This window comes from Nevskia sp. (assembly GCF_051860985.1).
Lineage (GTDB): Bacteria > Pseudomonadota > Gammaproteobacteria > Nevskiales > Nevskiaceae > Nevskia.
The window spans coordinates 437,191-456,368 of record NZ_JBIMKV010000001.1; the positions used below are offsets into that span (position 1 = coordinate 437,191).

The window sequence follows — 19,178 nt, forward strand, 5'->3', positions numbered from 1 at the left end:
GCGGCGGGAAACCTCGGACGGCATCGCGCAGGCTTCAGGCCTGCGCGCGCTTTTTCACCATGCCGCGCTGCGGGTCGTAGCCATAGGCGGCCCAGATGAAGAACACCGTCGCCGAGCCGGCGACCACCGCCAGCGAGGTGCTGTTCAGCTGCTCGTACATCGCGAACCGGGTCAGCTCGACCATGTGCGTGAACGGGTTGACGCTGGCCACCCAGTACAGCCAGTCGGCACCGCTTTCCTTGAGCTTCCACAGCGGATACAGCGCCGAGGACATGAAGAACATCGGGAAGATCACGAAATTCATCGTGCTGGCGAAGTTCTCGATCTGCTTGATGTAGACGCTCAGCAGCAGGCCCAGCGCGCCGAGCATCAGGCCGCCCAGCAGCAGCGCCGGCAGCGCGTACAGCCAGCCGCTCCACGGCAGGTCGACGCCGAACAGCGCGCAGACCACCAGGAAGGCGTAGCACTGCACCAGCGACAACAGGGTACCGGCCACCAGCTTGCTGGCCAGCAGCCAGGCACGCGGCAGCGGCGCGGTAAGCAGGAGCCGCATCATGCCCATCTCGCGGTCGTAGACCATCGCCAGGCTCGACTGGATGCCGTTGAACAGGCAGATCATCCCGAGCAGCCCGGGCGCGACGTAGACCTGGTATTCGATGAAGCTCGAATACGGCTCGATCACGGCCACACCGAACACGTTGCGAAAGCCCGCCGCGAACACCACCAGCCACAGCAGCGGCCGGACCAGCGCCGACAGCAGCCGCGAGCGCTGCTGCATGAACTTGCGCAGCTCGCGAAGACTGATCGCGCCCAGCGCTTCCAGCGCGTGTCCTGCTCTCATTTCACCCCTCCCGAACCGCTGCCGAAGGCCTGCGCTTTCGGGCAGGCGGTTTCCCGGGCATCGAAGCCCAGGGTGTCGAGGTTGTTGACCGGATCCAGGAAGCCCTCGATCGGCGCGACGGCGATGGCCCAATTGCCGGTGTTCAGCAGGATCGGCTGACGCAGCTGGCCGTCCCAGGGCCGGTAGCCCTGGCGGAAGCCCTTGAAGCCGTCGATGACGATGTCCGGGCCGCGCAGATAGGCGTAGCTCTTCGCGTAGTCCGGCGTGCCGGCGCGCACCACCGCCTCCACCACGCTCTTGACCGCCATCCACGCCGCCCAGTCATAGGACGTGACGTGGCGCCCGGCCGCCTTCAGCAGACGGTTGTTCAGCTGCCGCGCGCCGTCGCGTTCCCAGCTCCAGTGCCAGGCATCGGCAACCAGGCCGCTGGCGCCGACGACGACCCGCGGCTTGGCCGTCTGGTACGGCACGGCGCGGGCGAATTCGCCATCGGTGTCGGCGACGAACACGGCGTCGTAGTCCTTGCTGCCGGTCAGCAACTGCAGGTTGTTCAGCTCGCGCTCGCGCGGATCGAGGCCCAGCTTGAACGGCCGGGTGTCGACGATCTTCAGGCCGAAGCGCTTGGCCGAGCGCGCCCAGGCGGCGGCGAACGCGGCGTCGGCCGGGTTCGGGCCTTTCAGCACCAGCACGTTGGCCCAGCGGCGCAGCACCAGGTACTGGGCCAGCGCATCGGTCAGCATCGCGTGGTTGGGGATCACGTGCAGCAGCCTGGCGCTGCACTGCGCGCCACGGAGCGCGTCATCCTGGGCCGAGATGTTGAACAGGGTCACCGGCAGGCTGGCGGTGCGCTTGGCAAGGTCCGCCATCACCGCGCCGTCGGCGTCGACGATCACGTAATGCGTGCCCTTGGCGACCATGCGCTTCACGGCATCGGCCAGCCCGGCGGCATCGGCCGCTTCCGCCTTGTCCAGCTCGAACTTGAGTTTCAGCTGACTGCCCGAGAACGCCGTCTCCCTGATCGCCTGTTCGGCGCCGGCCAGCGGCCGGCCCCAGGGCAGCAGCGGGTATTCGGCCTTGGTCCGCTCGCTGCGATAACGCGGGTCCTCCGACCACTCCAGATAGCCGATCCGGAACGGCGTGTCGGCAGCGCGGGCCACCGGCCATGCGGCCAGCAGCGCCAGCGCGGCAAAGCTCAGCAGACGCTTCATTCGAGGATGCCCACGGTGTACGGCACGCGGCCGACCGGCACCGCCTTGACGACCTTGAAGCTGGCGACATCGATCACCGCCATGTCGTCGGACTGGCCGTTGGTGACGTACAGCGTCTTCTCGTCGCGGGTCAGCGCGATGCCCCAGGGCCGGCCGCCGGTCAGCAGGTAGCCCTTCACCTCGCGCGTCTTCACGTCGACCTTGGCGATGTGGTTGGCGCTGCCCATCGTCACGTAGGCGGTGCTGCCGTCTCTGGTCATCAGGATGCCGACCGGCGTGATGTCCTCGGCGCGGAAGCCCTTGGGCTGGAACTTGACTTCACCGGTCACCGCGTGGGTCTTGGTGTCGATGATCGAAAGGGTGCCGGACAGCTCGTTCGACACCCACAGCGCGCTGCCGTCCGGCGTCAGCGCGAAGCGCCGCGGCCGGTTGCCGACATTGATGTTGGCGGTGACCTTGCGCGACGCCACATCGATCACGTGGACCAGGTTGGCAACCTCGGAGGTCGCGTAGATCGTCTTGCCGTCCGGCGTCATCAGGATGCCTTCCGGCTCGTCGCCGACCGGCACCTCGGCCACCCGCTTGCCGCTGGCGACATCGGTGGCGGAGACGATGCCGTCTTCCTCCAGCGTCGCCCACACGGTCTTGCCGTCCGGCGAGAAGACGAAGCGCTCCGGGTCTTCGCCGACGTTGAGCTTGCCGACCACCTTGTCGGTGGCGGTGTCGATCACGTCGATACGGCTGCCTTCGCCGCAGGCGACGTACAGGCGCTTGGCGTCCGGCGAAAACACCAGGTCGCGCGGCTTGTCGCCGGTCCTGATCTTGCCGAGCGGCTTCAGCGAGCCGGATTCCAGCACGGTGACGATGTTGTCCTTCTCGCTCGAGATGTAGAGCTTGCCGGCGCTCGCCGGCACGGCAGCGGCCAGCAGGCTGGCGGCGGCGATCAGATGGATGGGCTTCATGCGGTCTTCTCCACAGGCTTGCCGCCCGCGCCGGGGGCGCCCGGCGGCGGAACGGTCATCTTCAGGAATGCTTCCTCGAGCGTGGCGCAGCCACTGGCCGCCGTGACGGCTGCCGGCGTGCCTTCGATCAGCTGCTTGCCACGGTGCAGCACATAGACGCGGTCGGCCTGCTCCGCTTCGTTGACCAGATGCGTCGCCCACAGCACCGACAGGCCCTGGTCGCGGCACAGGCCCCGGACCAGCGCCATCAGCGAGGTGCGCGATTGCGGATCAAGGCCGACGGTGGCCTCGTCCATCAAGAGCAGCGCCGGACGATGCAGCAGCGCCCGCGCCAGCTCGACCTTGCGGCGATTGCCGCCCGACAGCGTGCGGCAGATCTTGTCTTCCGAGCCGCCCAGCCCGACCTGCGCCAGCAGCGGCGCGATCCGCTCGCGGCCCGCGCGGCCGAGGCCGTGCAGCGCGGCATGGAAGCGCAGGTTGCCAGTGACGCTGAGATCCAGATCGAGGGTCGGCTGCTGGAACACCACGCCGATCTTCGCCAGCCCGACCGTCGGCTTCTTCAGGAAATCCTCGCCGCAGATGCTGATCGCGCCGCCATCGGGCACGAACAGGCCGGACAGCAGCTGGAACAAGGTCGACTTGCCGGCCCCGTTCGGCCCGAGCAGCGCCATGAACTGTCCCGGCGCGATGTTCAGCGACACGCCCTGCAGGGCTTTCACGTCGCCGTAGGACTTCACCGCGTCGCGGACGTCGAGCGTGTTGGCCGGCGTTGCCGCCGGCGGGTTTGCAGCAGGCGACGTCATCGGACGGCCTCCGGATTCGAGCCGGCAGCCGCGAGGCCGCCCAGCAGTTCAGGATGTTGGGACATCAGTTGGTGGTGGGCCTCGGACACCGCCGCGTCATCGCGGCGGCGGCGACCGGACAGCGGCACGGCGTGGTCGAGAATCAGCCGCGCCGGGCTGCGGCTGACGAACAGCACGCGATCGGCCAGCGCCAGCGCCTCGCGCAGGTCGTGGGTGACCAGCAGCGTGGTCGGCATCACGTCGGCGCGCAGCGCGGCCAGCACGTCGTAGAGACTGTCGGCTGTCGGCGCATCGAGGGAAATGAACGGTTCATCGAGCAGCAGCAGTTCCGGCTGGATCAGGAAGGCGCGCAGCAGCGCCACGCGACGCTGCATGCCGCCGGACAGGCGCAGCGGGAATTGCCGCGCCGTGCCGGCCAGACCGACCCGGGCGAGCCCGTCATCGATGGCGGCATCGCTCAGATCCGGCTGCACCAGCCGCAGATTGTCGGCCACATTCAGCCACGGCAATAGGCGCGGTTCCTGGAACACGAAGCCGACCCGGCTGCCGCGACCGGCGCTGACGCTGCCGTCGAAGGCCGGATCGAGCCCGGCGATGATCTTCAGCAAGGTGGTCTTGCCGGCACCGCTGGGTCCGACGATGGCGATGAAATCCCCGGACCGCGCGGCGAAGCGAAGCTCGCCCAGGGTGTCGACCGCGGCGCCGGCATGGCGCTTGGCCCGGATGTCGACCCGCAGCTCGCTCATGACCGCCACCCGTTCAGCCGGCGGTCCAGCGGCCGCAGCAGCAGCGCTTCGATGACGAACACCACGGCAGCGAAGGCGGCGGTATACGCCAGGATGCTGGTCAGGTCGAAGAACTGGAAATAGGTGCCGAGCTGGAAGCCGATGCCATCGGAGCGGCCGAGCAGTTCGATCACCAGCACGATCTTCCAGATCAGCGCCAGCCCGGAACGCGCCGAAGCCATGATGTACGGATACAGCTGCGGCAGCACGATCCGGCGCAGCACCGTCAGGCGCGGCACGCGATAGACCTCGCCGACCTGCAGCAGCTGCGGGTCCAGCGCCCGCGCGCCTTCGCGGATGTTGGTGATCACGGTCGGAATCTTGTTCAGCGCCACGGCGATCACCGCAGCGGTCTCGTTCAGGCCGATCCAGATGAAGCACAGGATCGCCGCCACCAGCGCCGGCAGGTTGAGCATCAGCACCAGCAGGCTGTCGAGGAGCTGGTTGGCGAGCCGGCTGCGCCCCATCCAGACCCCGACGGCGACGCCGACCGTCATCGCGATCACGAACGCCGCCAGCACCCGCAGCAAGGTCATGCCGAGGTGGTGCAGCAGCTCGCCAGCCGTCAGGTGATGAAACAGGCTGGCCAGCACGGCGGTCGGTGCCGGCAGCAGCGGGTCGTGCACCCGCAGCGCCACCAGCTGCCAGAGCAGCAGCAGCACCAGCAGCGAGCCGCAACGGATGACACCGGCCGGCAACCCGGCCCTGGCCAGCGGCATCAGCGCGCGCGTCCGCCTGCGGGGTAGAAGGTCGCCGGGTCGAGCGTCGCCGACTTGCCGACCAGTTCCTCGCCGCCTTCCTCGGCCAGCAGCGCATACAGGCGCTGGATGGCCGGCAGGTCGACGACCAGTTCGTCCGGATGGATGCCGGCCCGGTGGGCATCGCGCAGAGCCAGGAAATCGGCTTCGCTGTCGGCCTTCATCAGCGGCTTCAGCCGGACCCAGGCCGGATCGCTGTCGCGCAGCACGGCGTTGGTCTGCTCGACGGCCGAAAGAAAGCGCTGCAGCAGTTGCGGATGCGCCGCCGCCCAGCTTTCGCTGAACACCCAGCCGACCATCGGCGCCGGCCGGGACAGCCCGAGGCCCTTCAGCACGTCCTTCATGTCCAGCAGCTCGGTCAGCCCGGCCGCCTGCAGCCGCGCGCCGTAGGGCCAGAAGTTCAGCACCGCCGGCAGCTTGCCGCGCAGGATGAATTCATTGAGCGCCGGCGGCGCGGCGAAGCTGGGCCGCGCGTCCTTGCGCAGGTCGAGGCCGGCGGACTTCCTGGCGTAGGCCTGCAGGAACAGCCAGCTCTTGTCGACCGGCGTGCCGGCGACGCCGATCTCGCGGCCCTTCAGGTCGGCCAGCGACTTGATGCCGCTGTCGGCCTTCACGTAGAGCCCGCCGAGCGCCGTCGAATTGGCAGCGAACTGCAGCTTGCGGCCTTCGGCGCGATTGCGGTTCACCCACAGCCAGTCGGTGGTGATCATGTCCACCGCCCCGCCCTGCAGCGCGATCTGGGCGGCGTTGGGTGCGGCCATCGGCACCACTTCGATGTCGAAGCCGGTAGCCTTGTCGAAACCCTGGTGCTGCAGCGTGTCGAGCGTCCAGGCCACCGTGCCGAACTGCAGCACGCCGATGCGCAAGGTGCCGGCGGACTTGCCGGACGATGCATCTGCCGCCAGGGCCGGCAGGCAGGCCGCCAGCAGCGCCAGGCAGCACGCGATGCTGCACGCCATCCACCGGCCGCGCCCGGCACCGTTGCCCGAAACCTTCATGATCTCCTCCGGCTGGTTCTGTTCGTCCGGTATTCCGGATCGTCTTGCGCGGTGCGACCCCGGGGGCCGACGCGGCGCTCGATGACGCTGGCCTGCATCGTACTGCGGTGTAGGCCCGGTGAATCTCAGTTCAAGCCCTCATTGGCAGGATCGAGCCAGTGGTTCAGGAACACGTCGAGCTGCTGGCGCTGGATCATGCCGCTCTTGGTCATGATCATCCGGCCGTCGCGGAACAGCGCGATGGTCGGCACCGCGCGCGGATGGTCGGTCGGCTTGACCTCCGGCCAGCGCTCGATGTCGACCTTGAGCATCCGCACCCGGCCTTCGAACTTCGGCGCGGCGGCGGCCAGCACCGGCTCCAGCCGCTGGCACCAGGGGCAGTTTTCGGTCATGTACTCGACCAGCACCGGCAGCGCCGGCTCGGCCAGCGCGGCGCGCAGCGCCTCGGCATCGACTTCCGGGAGCAACGGGGCGAAGGATGCAGACATGGCGGCCTCACGGTGGCACGACGAAGAAGTCGCGGGATGGTGCACCGACCATCCGCAGACGTCGAGGTTCCGCCGACCCGCCGCCGCCCGCCCGGGCGGGCGCTGCGATCAGCCGGTCTTGCGGGGCCGGCCTCGGGGGCGACGGGGCACCACGGCCGGTTCCTCGACCGCCTGCAGCGGTGCAGCGGTCGCCGCGCGGTCGCCAAACGTCAGCAAGCCGCGTACCAGCTGCTTGGAGGCATCGAACATCGCGCTCTGCTGCGCGAACACCTGAGCCGCCGCCTGGCCGCCGCGCTTCAGCGACTGGCGCAAGCCGCCCTGGATCAGCGCCTGCTGGGCCAGCAGGTCCGACAGGCCTTCGTCGATGAAGCGCAGGAAGGCGCTGTGCATGACGCTGCCGTAGAGCTGCACCAGCCGGTGCAGCGTGTCGGTGGACAGCAGCGGTTCCCCGTTCTCTTCGCGCTCGGCCAGCACCTGCAGCAGCACGCTGCGGGTGATGTCGGCACCGCTGGCGTCGATCGCCCGGATCCGCCGGCCGCTGCGGATCAGCTCGTAGAGATCGTCCAAGGTCAGGAAGCGCGCCGCCGCCACGTCGTAGAGGCGGCGGCTCGAGTACTTCTTGATCAGATAAGGCGTTTCGGCCATCGGATCGCCCTCAGGCGCTCAGGTACATCGCGCCGTTGACCGGCAGCTGGATGCCGTTGATGTAGGCCGCTTCGTCGGCGCACAGGAAGGCCACGGCGGCGGCGATGTCGGCCGGCGTGCCGTAGCGGCCGGCCGGGATGCCGCGCAGGATGTCGGCCCGGATCGCTTCCGGCACCGCGCGGATCATCGGGCTGTCGACATAGCCCGGTGCCACCGTGTTGACGGTCACGCCCTTCTTCGCCACTTCCAGCGCCAGCGCCATCGTGAAGCCGTGGACACCGGCCTTGGCCGCCGCGTAGTTGGTCTGCCCGAACTGGCCCTTCTGGCCGTTGACCGAGCTGATGTTGACGATCCGGCCCCAGCCCCGGCTCGCCATTGTCTCGGCGACGACACGACTGGTGTTGAACATTGAATCGAGATTGACACGCAGCACCTGCTGCCACTGCGCCACCGTCATCCGCTTCAGCGGCGCATCGCGAGTGATGCCGGCACAGTTGACCAGGATGTCGATGGCGCCATGCAAGTCAGCCAGCGCCTGCAGGCTGGTCTCGGTGGCCTCGGCATCGGAGACATCGAACGCGGCCACGTCGATCGCCAGCCCCTGGGCCTGCCAGTCGGCGCGCAGCGCTTCGGCCGCCGCCTGCTCGGCCGGCAGGCAGACCGCGATCACCCGCGCGCCCATGCCGGCCAGCCGGGCGCTGATCGCGCTGCCGATGGCACCGGTGCCGCCGGTGACCAGTGCCAGCCGTCCTTCGAGTCGCAGGTTCATGCGCGCTCCACGGCCAGCGCCACGCCCTGGCCACCGCCGATGCACAGGGTCGCCAGGCCCCGGGCGGCGCCGCGCGCCTTCAGTTCATGCAGCAAGGTCACCAGCACCCGGGCGCCGCTGGCGCCGATCGGATGGCCGAGCGCGATGGCGCCGCCGTTGACGTTGACTTTGGTGTCGTCCCAGCCCAGCTCCTGGCCGACCGCCAGCGCCTGCGCGGCGAATGCCTCGTTGGCCTCGATCAGGTCGAGATCGGCGAGCGTCCAGCCGGCGCGGCCAAGCGCCCGCCGGGTCGCGGTGACCGGGCCGATGCCCATGATCGCCGGATCGACGCCAGACCAGCCGCCGCCGCGGATCGTCGCCAACACCGGCAGCCCCAGCGCCTTCGCCTTCGCGGCCGACGCCACGATCACCGCCGCCGCGCCATCGTTCAGGCCGGAGGCATTGGCGGCGGTCACCGTGCCGCTCTTGCTGAACGCCGGCTTCAGGCCCGCCAGCGATTCGGCGCTGACGCCGCGACGGACGAATTCGTCGACCGCGAACTCGACGGTCGCTCCCTTCTTCGCCGGCAGCGTCAGCGGCACGATCTGGCTGGCGAAACGGCCGGCGTCGATCGCCGCTTCGGCGCGGTTCTGGCTGCGCGCCGCGAAGGCGTCCTGCGCTTCGCGGCTGATGCCGTACTTGACCGCCAGGTTCTCGGCGGTCTGGCCCATGTGATAACCATTGAAGGCGTCCCAGAGGCCGTCGACGATCATGGTGTCGACCAGCGACCACGGGCCCATCTTCTGGCCGTCGCGCGAATTCGGCAGCGCATGCGGCGCAGCGCTCATGTTCTCCATGCCGCCGGCCACCACCAGTTCGGCATCGCCGGCCCGGATCGCCTGCATGGCCATGATCACCGCCGACAGCCCGGAGCCGCAGACATGGCTGACCGTCAACGCCGGCGTCGACTGCGCCAGACCGGCCTTGATCGCGGCCTGACGGGCCGGGTTCTGGCCAGCGCCAGCGCTGAGCACCTGGCCCATCAGCACCAGATCGACCTGCTCGGCCGGCAGCTGCGCGCGCGCCACCAGCGCGGCGATCAGCCGGGCGCCGAGTTCGGTGGCCGGAACGCCGGCCAGGCTGCCGCCGAAGCGGCCGATCGCGGTACGCGCGGCATCGATGATCACTACGTCCTGCATGTCGTGGCTCTCCTCGGCCGCAGCGGCGGCCGCATGGTGGTGAGAAGACGCGGTCAGCCGCGTCGGTTCATTCGGCCGCCGCGATGCTGGCCGCCAGCTTCGGGTAGATCTCCTGCTGCCAGCGCCGGCCGCTGAACACGCCGTAGTGGCCGGCCCCGTCCTGCACGTAGGCCTCTTGCAGGGCGGGATCGAGGCGGCTGCACAGCGCATGCGCGGCAGCGGTCTGGCCAAGGCCGCAGATATCGTCCTTGGCCCCTTCGACGGTCAGCAGGCGGGTGCTGGTGATGGCCCCGCAGTCGACCCGGCGGCCCCGCCACTGCAGGCAGCCGCGGGCCAGATGCCATTCGATGAACACCCGGCGCATGGTGTCGAGATAGAACTCGGCCGGCAGGTCGCAGACCGCCAGGTACTCGTCGTAGAACGCGCGGATCGATTCGGCCTCGTCCTGCGGATCGAGCCCGCGCAGCAGCGTGAAGCGGCGCATCAGCGATTCGCGATGCCGGCCAGCATTCATGTTCATGAAGCCGGCGATCTGCAGGAAGCCGGGGTAGACCTTGCGACCGCTGCCGGCGTGGCCGTACGGCACGGTCTGCACCACCCGTTGCTCGAACATCCACAGCGGGTAGCGATGGGCGATGGCGTTGACCTCGGTCGGCGCGATGCGGGTGTCGACCGGCCCGGCCATCAGGCTCAGGCTGCGCGGCGTCGCCGGATCACCGTCCTCGGCCAGCAGCGCGGTGGCCGCCAGCGCCGCGACACAAGGCTGGCAGACCGCCACGATGTGCAGGCCCGGCCCGATGATCCGGGCGAAGCCGATCAGCTCGGCGATGTAGTCGTCGAGATCGAAACGGCCCTCGGACAGCGGCACGTCGCGGGCATTGTGCCAGTCGGTGACCCAGACCTCGTGATCGCTCAGCAGGGTCTGGGCGGTCTCGCGCAGCAGGGTCGCGAAATGGCCGGCCATCGGCGCCACCAGCAGCACCTTCGGCGCCGGCGCCGCACCGACCCGCACGAAGCGGCGCAGGGTCACGAACGGCCGCTGGCAGTCCACCTGCTCGACGATCGCCACCCGGCCCTGCGGAGTTTCGACCTGGCGAATGCCCCAGTCCGGGCGTTCGTGGCGGATCGCGGTGTCAGCGGCGATCCGCCAGCCGGCGTCGAGCGCCCGGACCGGCGCCAGCCCGGCCAGCGGCGGCGGCAGCCAGGACAGCGCGGCACGGGCGCCAGCGGCGGCCAGCCGCAAGGTGGCGTGCAGATCGGACTGGGCCTGATAGGTGCGGTAAAGCATGGCGTTCGGGATCCTGGTGACGCGAAGTACGGCGCGCCGGGCGGCGCGCCGGTTCAGAACATGTGCTGACCGCCGTTGATCGAGATGTTGGCGCCGGTCAGGAACGCCGCTTCCTCGGACGCCAGGTAGGCGCACAGGCCGGCCACTTCCTCGGGCTTGCCGAGCCGGCTCATCGGGATCTGCGGCAGGATCTTGGAGCTGAGCACCGCCTCGTCGATCGCCATCACCATGTTGGTGCCGATGTAGCCCGGCGAGATGGTGTTGACGGTGATGCCCGACTTCGCCACTTCCAGCGCCAGCGCCTTGGTGAAGCCGTGCATGCCGGCCTTGGCGGCGGCGTAGTTGGTCTGGCCGAAGGCGCCCTTCTGGCCGTTGACCGACGACACGTTGATGACCCGGCCCCACTTGCGGTCGGTCATGCCCGGCAGCGCCTGCTTGGTCATGTTGAACACCGAATCGAGATTGGTCTTCATGACCGCATCCCAGTCGCCTTTGGTCATCTTGCGGAAGGTGACATCGCGGGTGATGCCGGCGTTGTTGATCAGCACATCGATCGGGCCAACTTCCGCTTCGGCGGCCTGCCAGCAGGCGGCGGCGGAATCGTAGTCGGCGACATCGCAGGCGAAGGCGTGGAAGTGATGGCCTTCGCCATTCATCTTGGCCAACCAGTCCTTTGCCTTCCGGTTGCCGGGCGAATAGGTGGTGATCACTTCATAGTCCATGGCTTCGAGCTTGAGGCAGATCGCCTCGCCAAGCCCGCCCATGCCGCCGGTTACCAATGCAGTCCTGCTCATCTGTTGTTCGCTCCTCTGCGCCTCGGTGGTCGAGAGCCCGCTGGACGGGTCTAGGTCTGGGTGTTCTTTCGGGCAGGCGCGTTCAGCGCTGCCGCACGTAATCGCCAGGGGCGGCGGCCAGCGCCGGATAGCCGGCGGCCGCGTTGCCGATCGCCGGCGGTTCGGCCACGGCCGGCGTCGAGCGCTCGGCCAGCCATTCCTGCCAGGTCGGCCACCAGGAGCCTTCGCGCCGCTCGGCGCCGGCCTGCCATTCCTCGGGCGACTGGTAGGCGCTGTCCTGATCCCAGCTGCCGAACTGGAAGTGGCGGCGCGGGCGGCCCGGTTCGCTGACGATGCCGGCGTTATGGCCGCCGGTGGTCAGCACGAAGCTGGTGTGGCCGAGCCGCTTGAGATTGCGGATCTTGTAGACCGAACGCCACGGCGCCACGTGATCGGTGACGGTGCCGACCACGAACAGCGGCACGCGGACATCGCCGAGCGATACCGAGCGGCCACCGATGCGGTAGCGGCCCTGCGCCAGTTCGTTGTCGAGATAGAGCTGCCGCAGGTAGTCGGCATGCATGCGCTGCGGCATGCGGGTGCCGTCGGCGTTCCAGGCCATGATGTCGAAGGCTTCGCCCTGCTTGCCCAGGAAGTAGCGCGCCACCAGCGGCGACCAGATCAGGTCGCGCGGCCGCAGCAGCGCGAACGCCGCGCCCATCTGCTTGGAGTCGAGCACGCCGCGCTTGGCCATCGCCTGCTCGAGCCAGTACAGCGACAGTTCGTCGATGAACAGCTTCAGCTCGCCGGCCTCGGTGAAATCGGTCTGCGCCGCAAAAAGCGTGATGCTGGCCAGCCGGTCATCGCCGTCGCGGGCCATCGCCGCCGCGCAGATCGACAGCAGGGTGCCGCCGACGCAGTAGCCCACCGCGTGCACTTTCTGCGCCGGCACCACGGTGTTGACCACCTTCAGCGCATCAAGGAAGCCGAGGCTGCGGTAGTCCTCCATCGTCAGGTCGCGGTCTTCCGGTCCCGGGTTCTTCCAGGAGATCGAGAACACCGTGTGGCCGCGCGACACCAGCCAGCGGATCATCGAGTTCTGCGGCTGCAGGTCGAGGATGTAGTACTTCATGATCCAGGCCGGCACCATCAGCACCGGCTCGGCATGCACCGTCGGCGTGGTCGGCGTGTACTGGATCACTTCGATCAGCCGGTTGCGGTAGATCACCTTGCCGGGCGTACAGGCCACGGTTTCGCCGACCACGAACGGCGAATCGGCCGCCGGTTCGCCGGTCTTGCCGCGCACCGCGCGCCAGACATCGCCAGCTGCGAGCCGGGCGCCAGCCACGAGATTCCGGCCGCGGCTGCGGCGGGTCTCGGCGATCACTTCGGGATTGGTCAGCGGCAGGTTGGCCGGCGACAGCGCATCGGCCAGCAGCTGCGCGTAGAAGCGCAGGCGATCGCTGTTGTCGCGGCTCATGCCGGGCAGCGGCCGGGTCGCCAGCTCGATCAGCTGATCGCGGCGCGCCGCCGCCTGCGCAAACAGCGAGAAAGGCCAGCGCTGCCAGCCGGCGCCGGCGTAGCGGGGATCATCCGGCGCGCCGGCGCGGCCGATCGCCGCGCGCAGCAGATCGCCGTTGTCGCGCAGCAGCGATTCGACGATTTCCGCCATCCGTCCCGGCGATGCCGCCAGGTTCAGCAACCAGTCGACATAGGCCTCGACGACCCGCGCCGGGGCGATGCCGCCGGTCAGGCCGGCCAGCCGCCGGGTTGCCTGTTCATTGACCCGCTCGGCCAGCGCCGCATCGAACCAGCGTCGCCGGGCCGGCTTGTCGACCGATGCCGCGCGGCTGGCGCTGCCAGCCGTCTTGTCCTTCGCGCTCACGTCTCTCCTCCGTGCACGCCAGCGGGCGGCGGCCTGCGCCGCCGCCCCGCCCGTCTTGTTTTAGTGGTCCTTCCGCGTCAGGCCGAAGCCTGCTGCCACCGTGTTGGCCGCCGCCAGCCAGCCCGCCTGGGCGCTGAAGCCGACTTCGCGCAGGCCATCGAAGTAGTTCAGCGTGCTGTCATACAGCGCTTCACCAAACTTTCTTTGGCTCTGCAGAAGATCGGCCGTGTCGCGAATCTTGCCGGCCGCCTGCCACTGGTCTTCGACGGCGCTGCCGACCGACGCTGCCAGGCCCAGCTGCAGGCCGGCGCCGAGGCGAACCGCATCAACCGTGGTCCGGCCGCCCTGTCCCACGCCTGCTGCCAGCGCCGAACCGGCCGCGCGCACCCGCTCGATCACCGCATTCACCTTGTCGCCCATGGTCCGCTCCGTCGATCGACGCCTGTCGCGTCGCGGTCATTATAGCGATATTGATTCTGCGCTGCAAAATGATTTACGCGGCAACCGGGGTCTCGGCCACTGCCAGCGTCGCCACGATGCGAGCCTGGATCGCTGCAACGTCGCCGACACCGGCAATGGTGCGCACCAGTCCGCGGCCAGCGTAGTAGTCGAGCAGCGGCTGGGTTTCGGCGCGATAGACCGCGATGCGGTTCTGCACGGTCGCCTCGTTGTCGTCGCTGCGGCCTTCGGCGACGCCGCGCGCCAGCAACCGGCGGACGATTTCGGCTTCATCGACGGCCAGATGGACGACGTGCGTGATCGGCGGCTGGCCAAGCCCAGCCAGCAGGCTGTCCAGCACTTCGGCCTGGGCGACATTGCGCGGAAAGCCGTCGACGATGAAGCCGTCACGCGCATCGGGCGCCTGCAGGCGCTCGCGGATGATGCCGATCACCAGTTCGTCGGCAACCAGTTGGCCGGCGTCCATCGCAGCCTTGGCCTTGAGCCCCAGCGGGGTGCCGGCCTTGACCGCCGCCCGCAGCGCATCGCCGGTCGACGACTTGGGAATGCCGTAGTGCCTGGCGAGCAGGTCACCCTGCGTACCCTTGCCCGAGCCGGGCGCGCCCAGCATCACGATTCTCATCGGTTGTCCTCCTGCGCGGTGTTGTGCGGATGCGCAACCGGCACCGCTTCCGTTGCGCCCGGCGACTGCGCAAGTTCGGTGCCATGGACGGAGATGTCCGTCATTTCATGGCACTGGCAAGGCTGGACAGGCTTGCCGCCAGCGCCGGTGTCACGCGGATGACGCAAGGGCCTGCCCGTTCAGCCGGCCGCGCGCCTCGCCCGGTACAGCGTCGCCAGCGCCAGGCCGCCGACGATCAGCGCGCTGCCGGCCAGCAGTCGGGCGCCGGCGGTTTCATCAAGGAACAGCACGCCGAAGGCACTGACCAGCAGCGGCACGGCCAGCTGCACGAGACTCGCCCGCAACGCCGTCAGCGCCGGCAGCACGGTGTACCAGAGGGCGTAGCCGAGGCCGGAGGCCAGCGCGCCGGACGCGATGGCACAGATCACGCCTCGAGCATCCAGCGCCCATTCGCCGACCAGCAGCCACGGCAGCAGCGCCAGCGGCAGCGCACGGACGAAGTTGCCGGCGGTGGCCGCCAGCGGATCGCGGTTGCCCCGGCCGCGCAGGCTGTACACCGCCCAGCCGATGCCGGCGGCCAGCATCAGCAGGCTGCCGGCCAGCGGCGGCCGCTGAAGGCCCGGCAGCAGGAACACCAGCAGTCCGGCCACCGACAGCAGCACGCCGAGCCAGACCTGCCACGGCGCGCGCTCGCCCTGCACGAGGCCGGTGCCGATCATCGTCACCTGCACGACGCCGAACAGGATCAGCGCGCCGGTTCCGGACGGGATCGACCGGTAGGCCACCGAGAACGCCGCCGCATAGACGACCAGCGCCAGCGCCGACGGCCAGTCGCCGGCCAGCGCCCGCCGGCCGGCGCTGCGGCGCGACAGCAGCAGCGCCAGCATCAGCGCGCCGGCGGCGATGCGGATCATCGAAAACGCCAGGCCATCCATGCCGTCGCCACGCAGCGCCAGCCGGGTCAGGATCGAGTTGGCGGCGAAGCAGCACAGCGTCAGTGCCGTCAGCAGCGCCGTGCGCAGGGCCGGGCTCACGTGCCGGCGCGGTCCAGCCGGGCCAGCCGCTCCGAAGTCGCCGGATGGGTGTGGTAGACGCGCTCGTACCAGCGGTCGGCCAACGGCGCATTGCGGTTGTTGCGGGTCAGCTGGCGCAGCGCCCGGGCCAGCGCCGCGCCGCTGGCCTGCCGGGCGGCGCTGTCATCGGCCTCGAACTCGAAGCGCCGGTACCAGTAGTTGGTCAGCGGCAGTGCAAAGAACCACAGCGACGGCAGCAGCGCCCAGGCGATGGCGAGCCGCGCCACCGGCTCGGCGATGCCGGCGGTCAATGCAGCGGCGACCATCACCATCAGGAACGAGGCCGCCGCGATCATCAGCAGCTGGAAGCGCAGATGGCCGCGCTGCAGATGGCCCAGCTCATGAGCGACCACGGCTTCCACCTCGTCGGCCTGCAGCATCGCCAGCAGCGTGTCGCCGAGGACGATGCGCGGTGCCCGCGCGCTGCCGGACACCTGGGCATTGGCCTGCGCCGAGCGGGCCGACGAGGCCTGCACGAACAGCCGCTGCACGCGCGCACCGCTGCGGCTGAGCAGCGCTTCGAGCCGGCTGCGCAAGGCGCCGGCCGGCAGCGGTTCGAGTCGATCGAACAGCCGCGCGGCGAACTGCGGCTGCAGGGCGCGCAGCGCAGCCCAGCCACTCCAGCCGATCGCCCAGATCAGCAGCCAGGCGCGCTTGTCGGTACGGGCCAGCAGCTGCAGCGCCAGCCAGGCGGCCGGCAGCGCCAGCGCCGCCAGCAGCGCCAGCTGGATGGCCTGCTCGCGCGCGAAGGCGACGAGCGTCATCCGGTTCATGCCGTGGCGGGCATCGAGTCCGAACGGCTTGACGGCCTTGGCCGGCAGTTCCCACAGCCCGCCGGCGATCACCAGTGCCAGCAGCATCAGCGGACCGGCGCCGCTCAGCCACGGCAGCGCGGCGATCAGGATCAGCGGCCAGCCCTGCTGCCACAGCTGCTGGCCGACGCGCTGGCTGACCAGGCCCAGGGCATAGGCCTGATCCTGCGTGCGTAGCACGGCGCGCTGGCGAAGCAGCAGCAACAGCCGCAGCGCGGCAACCAGGATCAGGGTGCAGAGGACGGGAAGCACGGGCGGCGCGGCTCGGTGGCGAAACGGCCGCCACTGTTCCAGAGCCGTGCCGCCGCAGCAATCACGGCGGCGGAAAAAGCCGGGGCCGGCCCATCATCGGCCCGCCCTGGCCTGCGCTCAGAACTGCAGGCGCACGCCGCCGAAGAACGCCCTCGGCGCGCCGGGGCCGACGAAGCGGTATTCGCCTTCGTAGTCGTCGCCCAGCGTTTCCTCGGCTTCGCCGTAGACCCCGAAGGCCGCGAAGTCGCGGTTGAACAGGTTCGACACCCGGCCGAACACCGTCAGCCACGGCAGCGGCCGGTAGTCGCCGTAGAGGCCGAAGATCACGAAGCCCGGCACTTGCTCGGGATCGGTGTTCGACTCGTCACCACGATAGGGCGAGCTGCTGCGGCCGACCGCTTCGAAGCCGACGCCGAAGCTCGGCACGCGGTATTCGATCGTCGCCTTGCCGAGGTGGCGCGGCACCAGCGGAATGCGGTTGCCGGCATTGACCACGCCGGCCGCGGCCGACACGTCTTCGGCATCGGCGGGGTCGCGTACCGGATGGTTCGGCGAATTGACCAGGAAGCCCTCGAGGAACTGGGCGTCGAGATAGGTGTACTGCAGGCCGACGCTCAAGGCCTGGGTGATCCGGTACTGGCTGCCGAACTCGACGCCGCGGCGGCGGGTCTTGCCGACGTTGTCGAAGTAGCCGGTGCTGGTCAGCTCGCCATCGGTGATGAACAGGATGTCGTTGCGGTTTTCGCTGTTGAACAGCGACAGCGCCCCGCTGTAGCGCGGCGTATCCCAGCGGATGCCGGCCTCGACGGTACGGGTGACGACCTGGTCGAGCGGCGGATCGCTGACGAAGCCGTTGGGCAGCCGGCAGGGATCGAGCGGATCGGCGCAGGTCAACTCGACTGGCGTCGGCGCCCGCGCCGATTCGGCGTAGTTGGCGAAGCCGGTCAGCCTCGGCGTGAACTTCCAGGTCGCGCCGATCGACGGATTGAGTCGGGTGAAGCGGTGATTGCCGTCGAGATCGTCGTCCAGCCCGCGATCGCGCAGCACCACCTGCGTGTGGTTGAGGCTGGCGGCGGCGGTGATGTCGAGCGGCTCCAGCGGCGACCAGTTGCCGACCACGAAACCGCTGTAGACGTACTTGCGCGTGCGCAGACGCACGAGGGAATCGACCACTTCCTCGCCGCTGCCTTCGGCGCCGCGGTCCTCGGTCAGCGCGCCGACCTCGGTCTGCGAGGCAAATCGCACGCGGCCGAACTCCGCCGTGCCGCCGACGGTGATCCGGTCGCGCGGCTTGGACCCGGTGAACACCAGCTGGGTGCGCAGGCTGTAGGCGTGCTGGTCGGTCGAGGAGGTGTTGATGGTGGCCGAGTCGTTGGCCTCGCCAGCGACGATCGGATTGCCGTCCGGCGTGGTCAGCACTTCCTCGCCATCCTCGTTCTGCTCGCACAGGAAGGCGTTGCCGTCGCCGTCGGCATTGCCCGGTTCGGCGCAGGCCTCGTACTCGGTGCCATCACCGTTCAGCGACTTCGAGTAATTGCGCCGGAACGCGACACCACCGGACCAGCTGAGGTGCTCGGAGAACGCGTGGCTGGCCTGCAGGTTGACGGCGCCGAGGCGCGGCTCGGTGAGATCCGGATGGGTGAAGACCCGTGCCCGACCATCGCGCGCCAGCAGCGCGACCGGCGCCGCGCCGTTGCCGGTCAGGCGGTTGTCGGCCAGGCTGATCGACAGGTCGACCGACGTGCCCTGGTCCAGGTAACTGCCCTTGGTGAACAGGCGACCGATGCGGCTCGGCGAGAAATCGCGCCAGCCGTCCTCGCGGTCGTACTCGCCCGCCACGTAGACGGCGTACTTGCCTTGCGACCAGCCGTGTTCGACCGAGGTGCCGAAGCGGCTGAACGAACCGCCGCCCAGCTCGATGCGGCTGCCGTCGAGATCGAAGCCGGTCTTGGTGCGCAGCACCAGCGCGCCGGCCAGTGTGTTCTGGCCAAACACCGGATTGGAGCCCGGCACCAGCTGCAGCGAGTGGATCGCGGCATCCGGGATCAGATCCCAGTTGACGACGTCGCCGAAGGTTTCGTTGACCCGCACGCCATCGAGATACAGCGCCAGCCCCTGCGGCAGGCCCAGCAGCGGGCTGATCGAGTAGCCGCGATAGAACAGGTCCGGCTGGTACGGGTTGTTCTGGGCATCAGAGACGAACACGCTGCCGAGCTTGCGGGCCATGAAATCGCTGAGGCTTTGCGCCTGGGCGTTCTGGATGTCCAACGCAGTGGCGGCCTGGGCATTGCCGGGATAGCGGTCCAGCGGCACGCCGCCGGTGTCGACCGGCGTCAGGCCGATCACGCGGACCGGCGCAAGCTGCACGGCGGCTGCCGGCTGCTCTGTCGGCGCAGCGGCCTCGGCGGCTGGCGGTTGCGCCCACGAGGGGCCGGTTGCCATCAACATCGGCAACACGATCAAGGTCTTGCGATTCACATCAGGTCTCCACTAGGACGGCGGCGCTCGATCGGCGCCGCCTTTTCTTGTTCGCGCGACAGTGGAGAAAGGTCAACGACGGGTAAATGGGAAAACTTCCC

Annotated in this window: 19 protein-coding genes; all 19 read right to left on the bottom strand. The window is 69.3% G+C overall.

Going from position 1 to position 19,178, the window contains the following annotated elements; translation table 11 throughout:
• Positions 1 to 34: 34 nt before the first annotated feature.
• The 19 genes from ACTIGJ_RS01950 to ACTIGJ_RS02040 all read right to left on the bottom strand — a co-directional run bounded on the left by ACTIGJ_RS01950 (position 35) and on the right by ACTIGJ_RS02040 (position 19,077).
• Positions 35 to 841 carry an ABC transporter permease gene (locus tag ACTIGJ_RS01950; RefSeq protein WP_439638577.1) on the bottom strand — a complete coding sequence of 269 codons (807 nt, stop codon included), beginning with the start codon at positions 839 to 841 and terminating at the stop codon, positions 35 to 37.
• Entirely contained in the window at positions 838 to 2,049 is a 1,212-nt protein-coding gene (locus tag ACTIGJ_RS01955; protein WP_439638578.1) for an ABC transporter substrate-binding protein, read from the bottom strand. Before ACTIGJ_RS01955 ends, ACTIGJ_RS01950 begins: the two co-directional genes overlap by 4 nt.
• The gene (locus ACTIGJ_RS01960) at positions 2,046 to 3,011 is read right to left on the bottom strand and encodes a PQQ-dependent catabolism-associated beta-propeller protein (RefSeq protein WP_439638579.1); all 966 of its coding nucleotides are present in this window, start codon (positions 3,009 to 3,011) and stop codon (positions 2,046 to 2,048) included. The genes ACTIGJ_RS01955 and ACTIGJ_RS01960 overlap by 4 nt, the downstream gene beginning before the upstream one ends.
• On the bottom strand, positions 3,008 to 3,814 hold the full coding sequence (locus ACTIGJ_RS01965) for an ABC transporter ATP-binding protein (RefSeq protein ID WP_439638580.1): 807 nt from the start codon (positions 3,812 to 3,814) through the stop codon (positions 3,008 to 3,010). The genes ACTIGJ_RS01960 and ACTIGJ_RS01965 overlap by 4 nt, the downstream gene beginning before the upstream one ends.
• The gene (locus ACTIGJ_RS01970; RefSeq protein ID WP_439638581.1) at positions 3,811 to 4,560 is read right to left on the bottom strand and encodes an ABC transporter ATP-binding protein; all 750 of its coding nucleotides are present in this window, start codon (positions 4,558 to 4,560) and stop codon (positions 3,811 to 3,813) included. The genes ACTIGJ_RS01965 and ACTIGJ_RS01970 overlap by 4 nt, the downstream gene beginning before the upstream one ends.
• On the bottom strand, positions 4,557 to 5,318 hold the full coding sequence (locus tag ACTIGJ_RS01975) for an ABC transporter permease (protein ID WP_439638582.1): 762 nt from the start codon (positions 5,316 to 5,318) through the stop codon (positions 4,557 to 4,559). Before ACTIGJ_RS01975 ends, ACTIGJ_RS01970 begins: the two co-directional genes overlap by 4 nt.
• The gene (locus ACTIGJ_RS01980; RefSeq protein ID WP_439638583.1) at positions 5,318 to 6,316 is read right to left on the bottom strand and encodes an ABC transporter substrate-binding protein; all 999 of its coding nucleotides are present in this window, start codon (positions 6,314 to 6,316) and stop codon (positions 5,318 to 5,320) included. Before ACTIGJ_RS01980 ends, ACTIGJ_RS01975 begins: the two co-directional genes overlap by 1 nt.
• 164 nt (positions 6,317 to 6,480) lie before the next feature.
• Positions 6,481 to 6,843, bottom strand: coding sequence for a thioredoxin family protein (locus tag ACTIGJ_RS01985; protein WP_439638584.1), 363 nt, complete (start codon positions 6,841 to 6,843; stop codon positions 6,481 to 6,483).
• 108 nt (positions 6,844 to 6,951) lie between these two features.
• Complete coding sequence (locus ACTIGJ_RS01990; protein ID WP_439638585.1) at positions 6,952 to 7,488, bottom strand: polyhydroxyalkanoate synthesis regulator DNA-binding domain-containing protein; 537 nt, start codon at positions 7,486 to 7,488, stop codon at positions 6,952 to 6,954.
• 10 nt (positions 7,489 to 7,498) lie between these two features.
• A complete protein-coding gene (gene phbB, locus ACTIGJ_RS01995) occupies positions 7,499 to 8,257 on the bottom strand; it encodes an acetoacetyl-CoA reductase (protein ID WP_439638586.1) in 759 nt (252 codons plus the stop codon).
• The gene (locus tag ACTIGJ_RS02000; protein ID WP_439638587.1) at positions 8,254 to 9,435 is read right to left on the bottom strand and encodes an acetyl-CoA C-acetyltransferase; all 1,182 of its coding nucleotides are present in this window, start codon (positions 9,433 to 9,435) and stop codon (positions 8,254 to 8,256) included. Before ACTIGJ_RS02000 ends, phbB (ACTIGJ_RS01995) begins: the two co-directional genes overlap by 4 nt.
• Positions 9,436 to 9,502: 67 nt before the next feature.
• Positions 9,503 to 10,723, bottom strand: a complete 1,221-nt coding sequence (gene phaZ, locus ACTIGJ_RS02005; protein WP_439638588.1) for a polyhydroxyalkanoate depolymerase — start codon at positions 10,721 to 10,723, stop codon at positions 9,503 to 9,505.
• Between the two features lie 53 nt (positions 10,724 to 10,776).
• Positions 10,777 to 11,517, bottom strand: coding sequence for an acetoacetyl-CoA reductase (phbB, locus tag ACTIGJ_RS02010; protein WP_439638589.1), 741 nt, complete (start codon positions 11,515 to 11,517; stop codon positions 10,777 to 10,779).
• A gap of 82 nt (positions 11,518 to 11,599) precedes the next feature.
• Entirely contained in the window at positions 11,600 to 13,381 is a 1,782-nt protein-coding gene (locus ACTIGJ_RS02015) for a PHA/PHB synthase family protein (RefSeq protein ID WP_439638590.1), read from the bottom strand.
• Between the two features lie 60 nt (positions 13,382 to 13,441).
• Positions 13,442 to 13,801: a hypothetical protein gene (locus ACTIGJ_RS02020; RefSeq protein ID WP_439638591.1), complete on the bottom strand. Its 360-nt coding sequence runs from the start codon at positions 13,799 to 13,801 to the stop codon at positions 13,442 to 13,444.
• A 73-nt stretch (positions 13,802 to 13,874) separates the two neighbouring features.
• The gene (locus tag ACTIGJ_RS02025; RefSeq protein WP_439638592.1) at positions 13,875 to 14,462 is read right to left on the bottom strand and encodes an adenylate kinase; all 588 of its coding nucleotides are present in this window, start codon (positions 14,460 to 14,462) and stop codon (positions 13,875 to 13,877) included.
• A gap of 179 nt (positions 14,463 to 14,641) precedes the next feature.
• A complete protein-coding gene (locus ACTIGJ_RS02030; RefSeq protein ID WP_439638593.1) occupies positions 14,642 to 15,496 on the bottom strand; it encodes a DMT family transporter in 855 nt (284 codons plus the stop codon).
• Positions 15,493 to 16,599: a M48 family metalloprotease gene (locus tag ACTIGJ_RS02035; protein ID WP_439638594.1), complete on the bottom strand. Its 1,107-nt coding sequence runs from the start codon at positions 16,597 to 16,599 to the stop codon at positions 15,493 to 15,495. Before ACTIGJ_RS02035 ends, ACTIGJ_RS02030 begins: the two co-directional genes overlap by 4 nt.
• Positions 16,600 to 16,716: 117 nt before the next feature.
• Entirely contained in the window at positions 16,717 to 19,077 is a 2,361-nt protein-coding gene (locus tag ACTIGJ_RS02040; protein WP_439638595.1) for a TonB-dependent receptor, read from the bottom strand.
• Positions 19,078 to 19,178: the final 101 nt, after the last annotated feature.

What these genes read in the sequence shown, in the direction of transcription:
- ACTIGJ_RS01970 (WP_439638581.1), bottom strand. Translation starts at nt 4,560, where the DNA reads ATGAGCGAGCTGCGGGTCGACATCCGGGCCAAGCGCCATGCCGGCGCC.
- ACTIGJ_RS01990 (WP_439638585.1), bottom strand. Translation starts at nt 7,488, where the DNA reads ATGGCCGAAACGCCTTATCTGATCAAGAAGTACTCGAGCCGCCGCCTC.
- phbB (WP_439638589.1), bottom strand. Translation starts at nt 11,517, where the DNA reads ATGAGCAGGACTGCATTGGTAACCGGCGGCATGGGCGGGCTTGGCGAG.
- ACTIGJ_RS01965 (WP_439638580.1), bottom strand. Translation starts at nt 3,814, where the DNA reads ATGACGTCGCCTGCTGCAAACCCGCCGGCGGCAACGCCGGCCAACACG.
- ACTIGJ_RS02025 (WP_439638592.1), bottom strand. Translation starts at nt 14,462, where the DNA reads ATGAGAATCGTGATGCTGGGCGCGCCCGGCTCGGGCAAGGGTACGCAG.
- phaZ (WP_439638588.1), bottom strand. Translation starts at nt 10,723, where the DNA reads ATGCTTTACCGCACCTATCAGGCCCAGTCCGATCTGCACGCCACCTTG.
- ACTIGJ_RS02000 (WP_439638587.1), bottom strand. Translation starts at nt 9,435, where the DNA reads ATGCAGGACGTAGTGATCATCGATGCCGCGCGTACCGCGATCGGCCGC.
- ACTIGJ_RS01950 (WP_439638577.1), bottom strand. Translation starts at nt 841, where the DNA reads ATGAGAGCAGGACACGCGCTGGAAGCGCTGGGCGCGATCAGTCTTCGC.
- ACTIGJ_RS01960 (WP_439638579.1), bottom strand. Translation starts at nt 3,011, where the DNA reads ATGAAGCCCATCCATCTGATCGCCGCCGCCAGCCTGCTGGCCGCTGCC.
- ACTIGJ_RS01975 (WP_439638582.1), bottom strand. Translation starts at nt 5,318, where the DNA reads ATGCCGCTGGCCAGGGCCGGGTTGCCGGCCGGTGTCATCCGTTGCGGC.
- phbB (WP_439638586.1), bottom strand. Translation starts at nt 8,257, where the DNA reads ATGAACCTGCGACTCGAAGGACGGCTGGCACTGGTCACCGGCGGCACC.
- ACTIGJ_RS01955 (WP_439638578.1), bottom strand. Translation starts at nt 2,049, where the DNA reads ATGAAGCGTCTGCTGAGCTTTGCCGCGCTGGCGCTGCTGGCCGCATGG.
- ACTIGJ_RS01980 (WP_439638583.1), bottom strand. Translation starts at nt 6,316, where the DNA reads ATGGCGTGCAGCATCGCGTGCTGCCTGGCGCTGCTGGCGGCCTGCCTG.
- ACTIGJ_RS01985 (WP_439638584.1), bottom strand. Translation starts at nt 6,843, where the DNA reads ATGTCTGCATCCTTCGCCCCGTTGCTCCCGGAAGTCGATGCCGAGGCG.
- ACTIGJ_RS02020 (WP_439638591.1), bottom strand. Translation starts at nt 13,801, where the DNA reads ATGGGCGACAAGGTGAATGCGGTGATCGAGCGGGTGCGCGCGGCCGGT.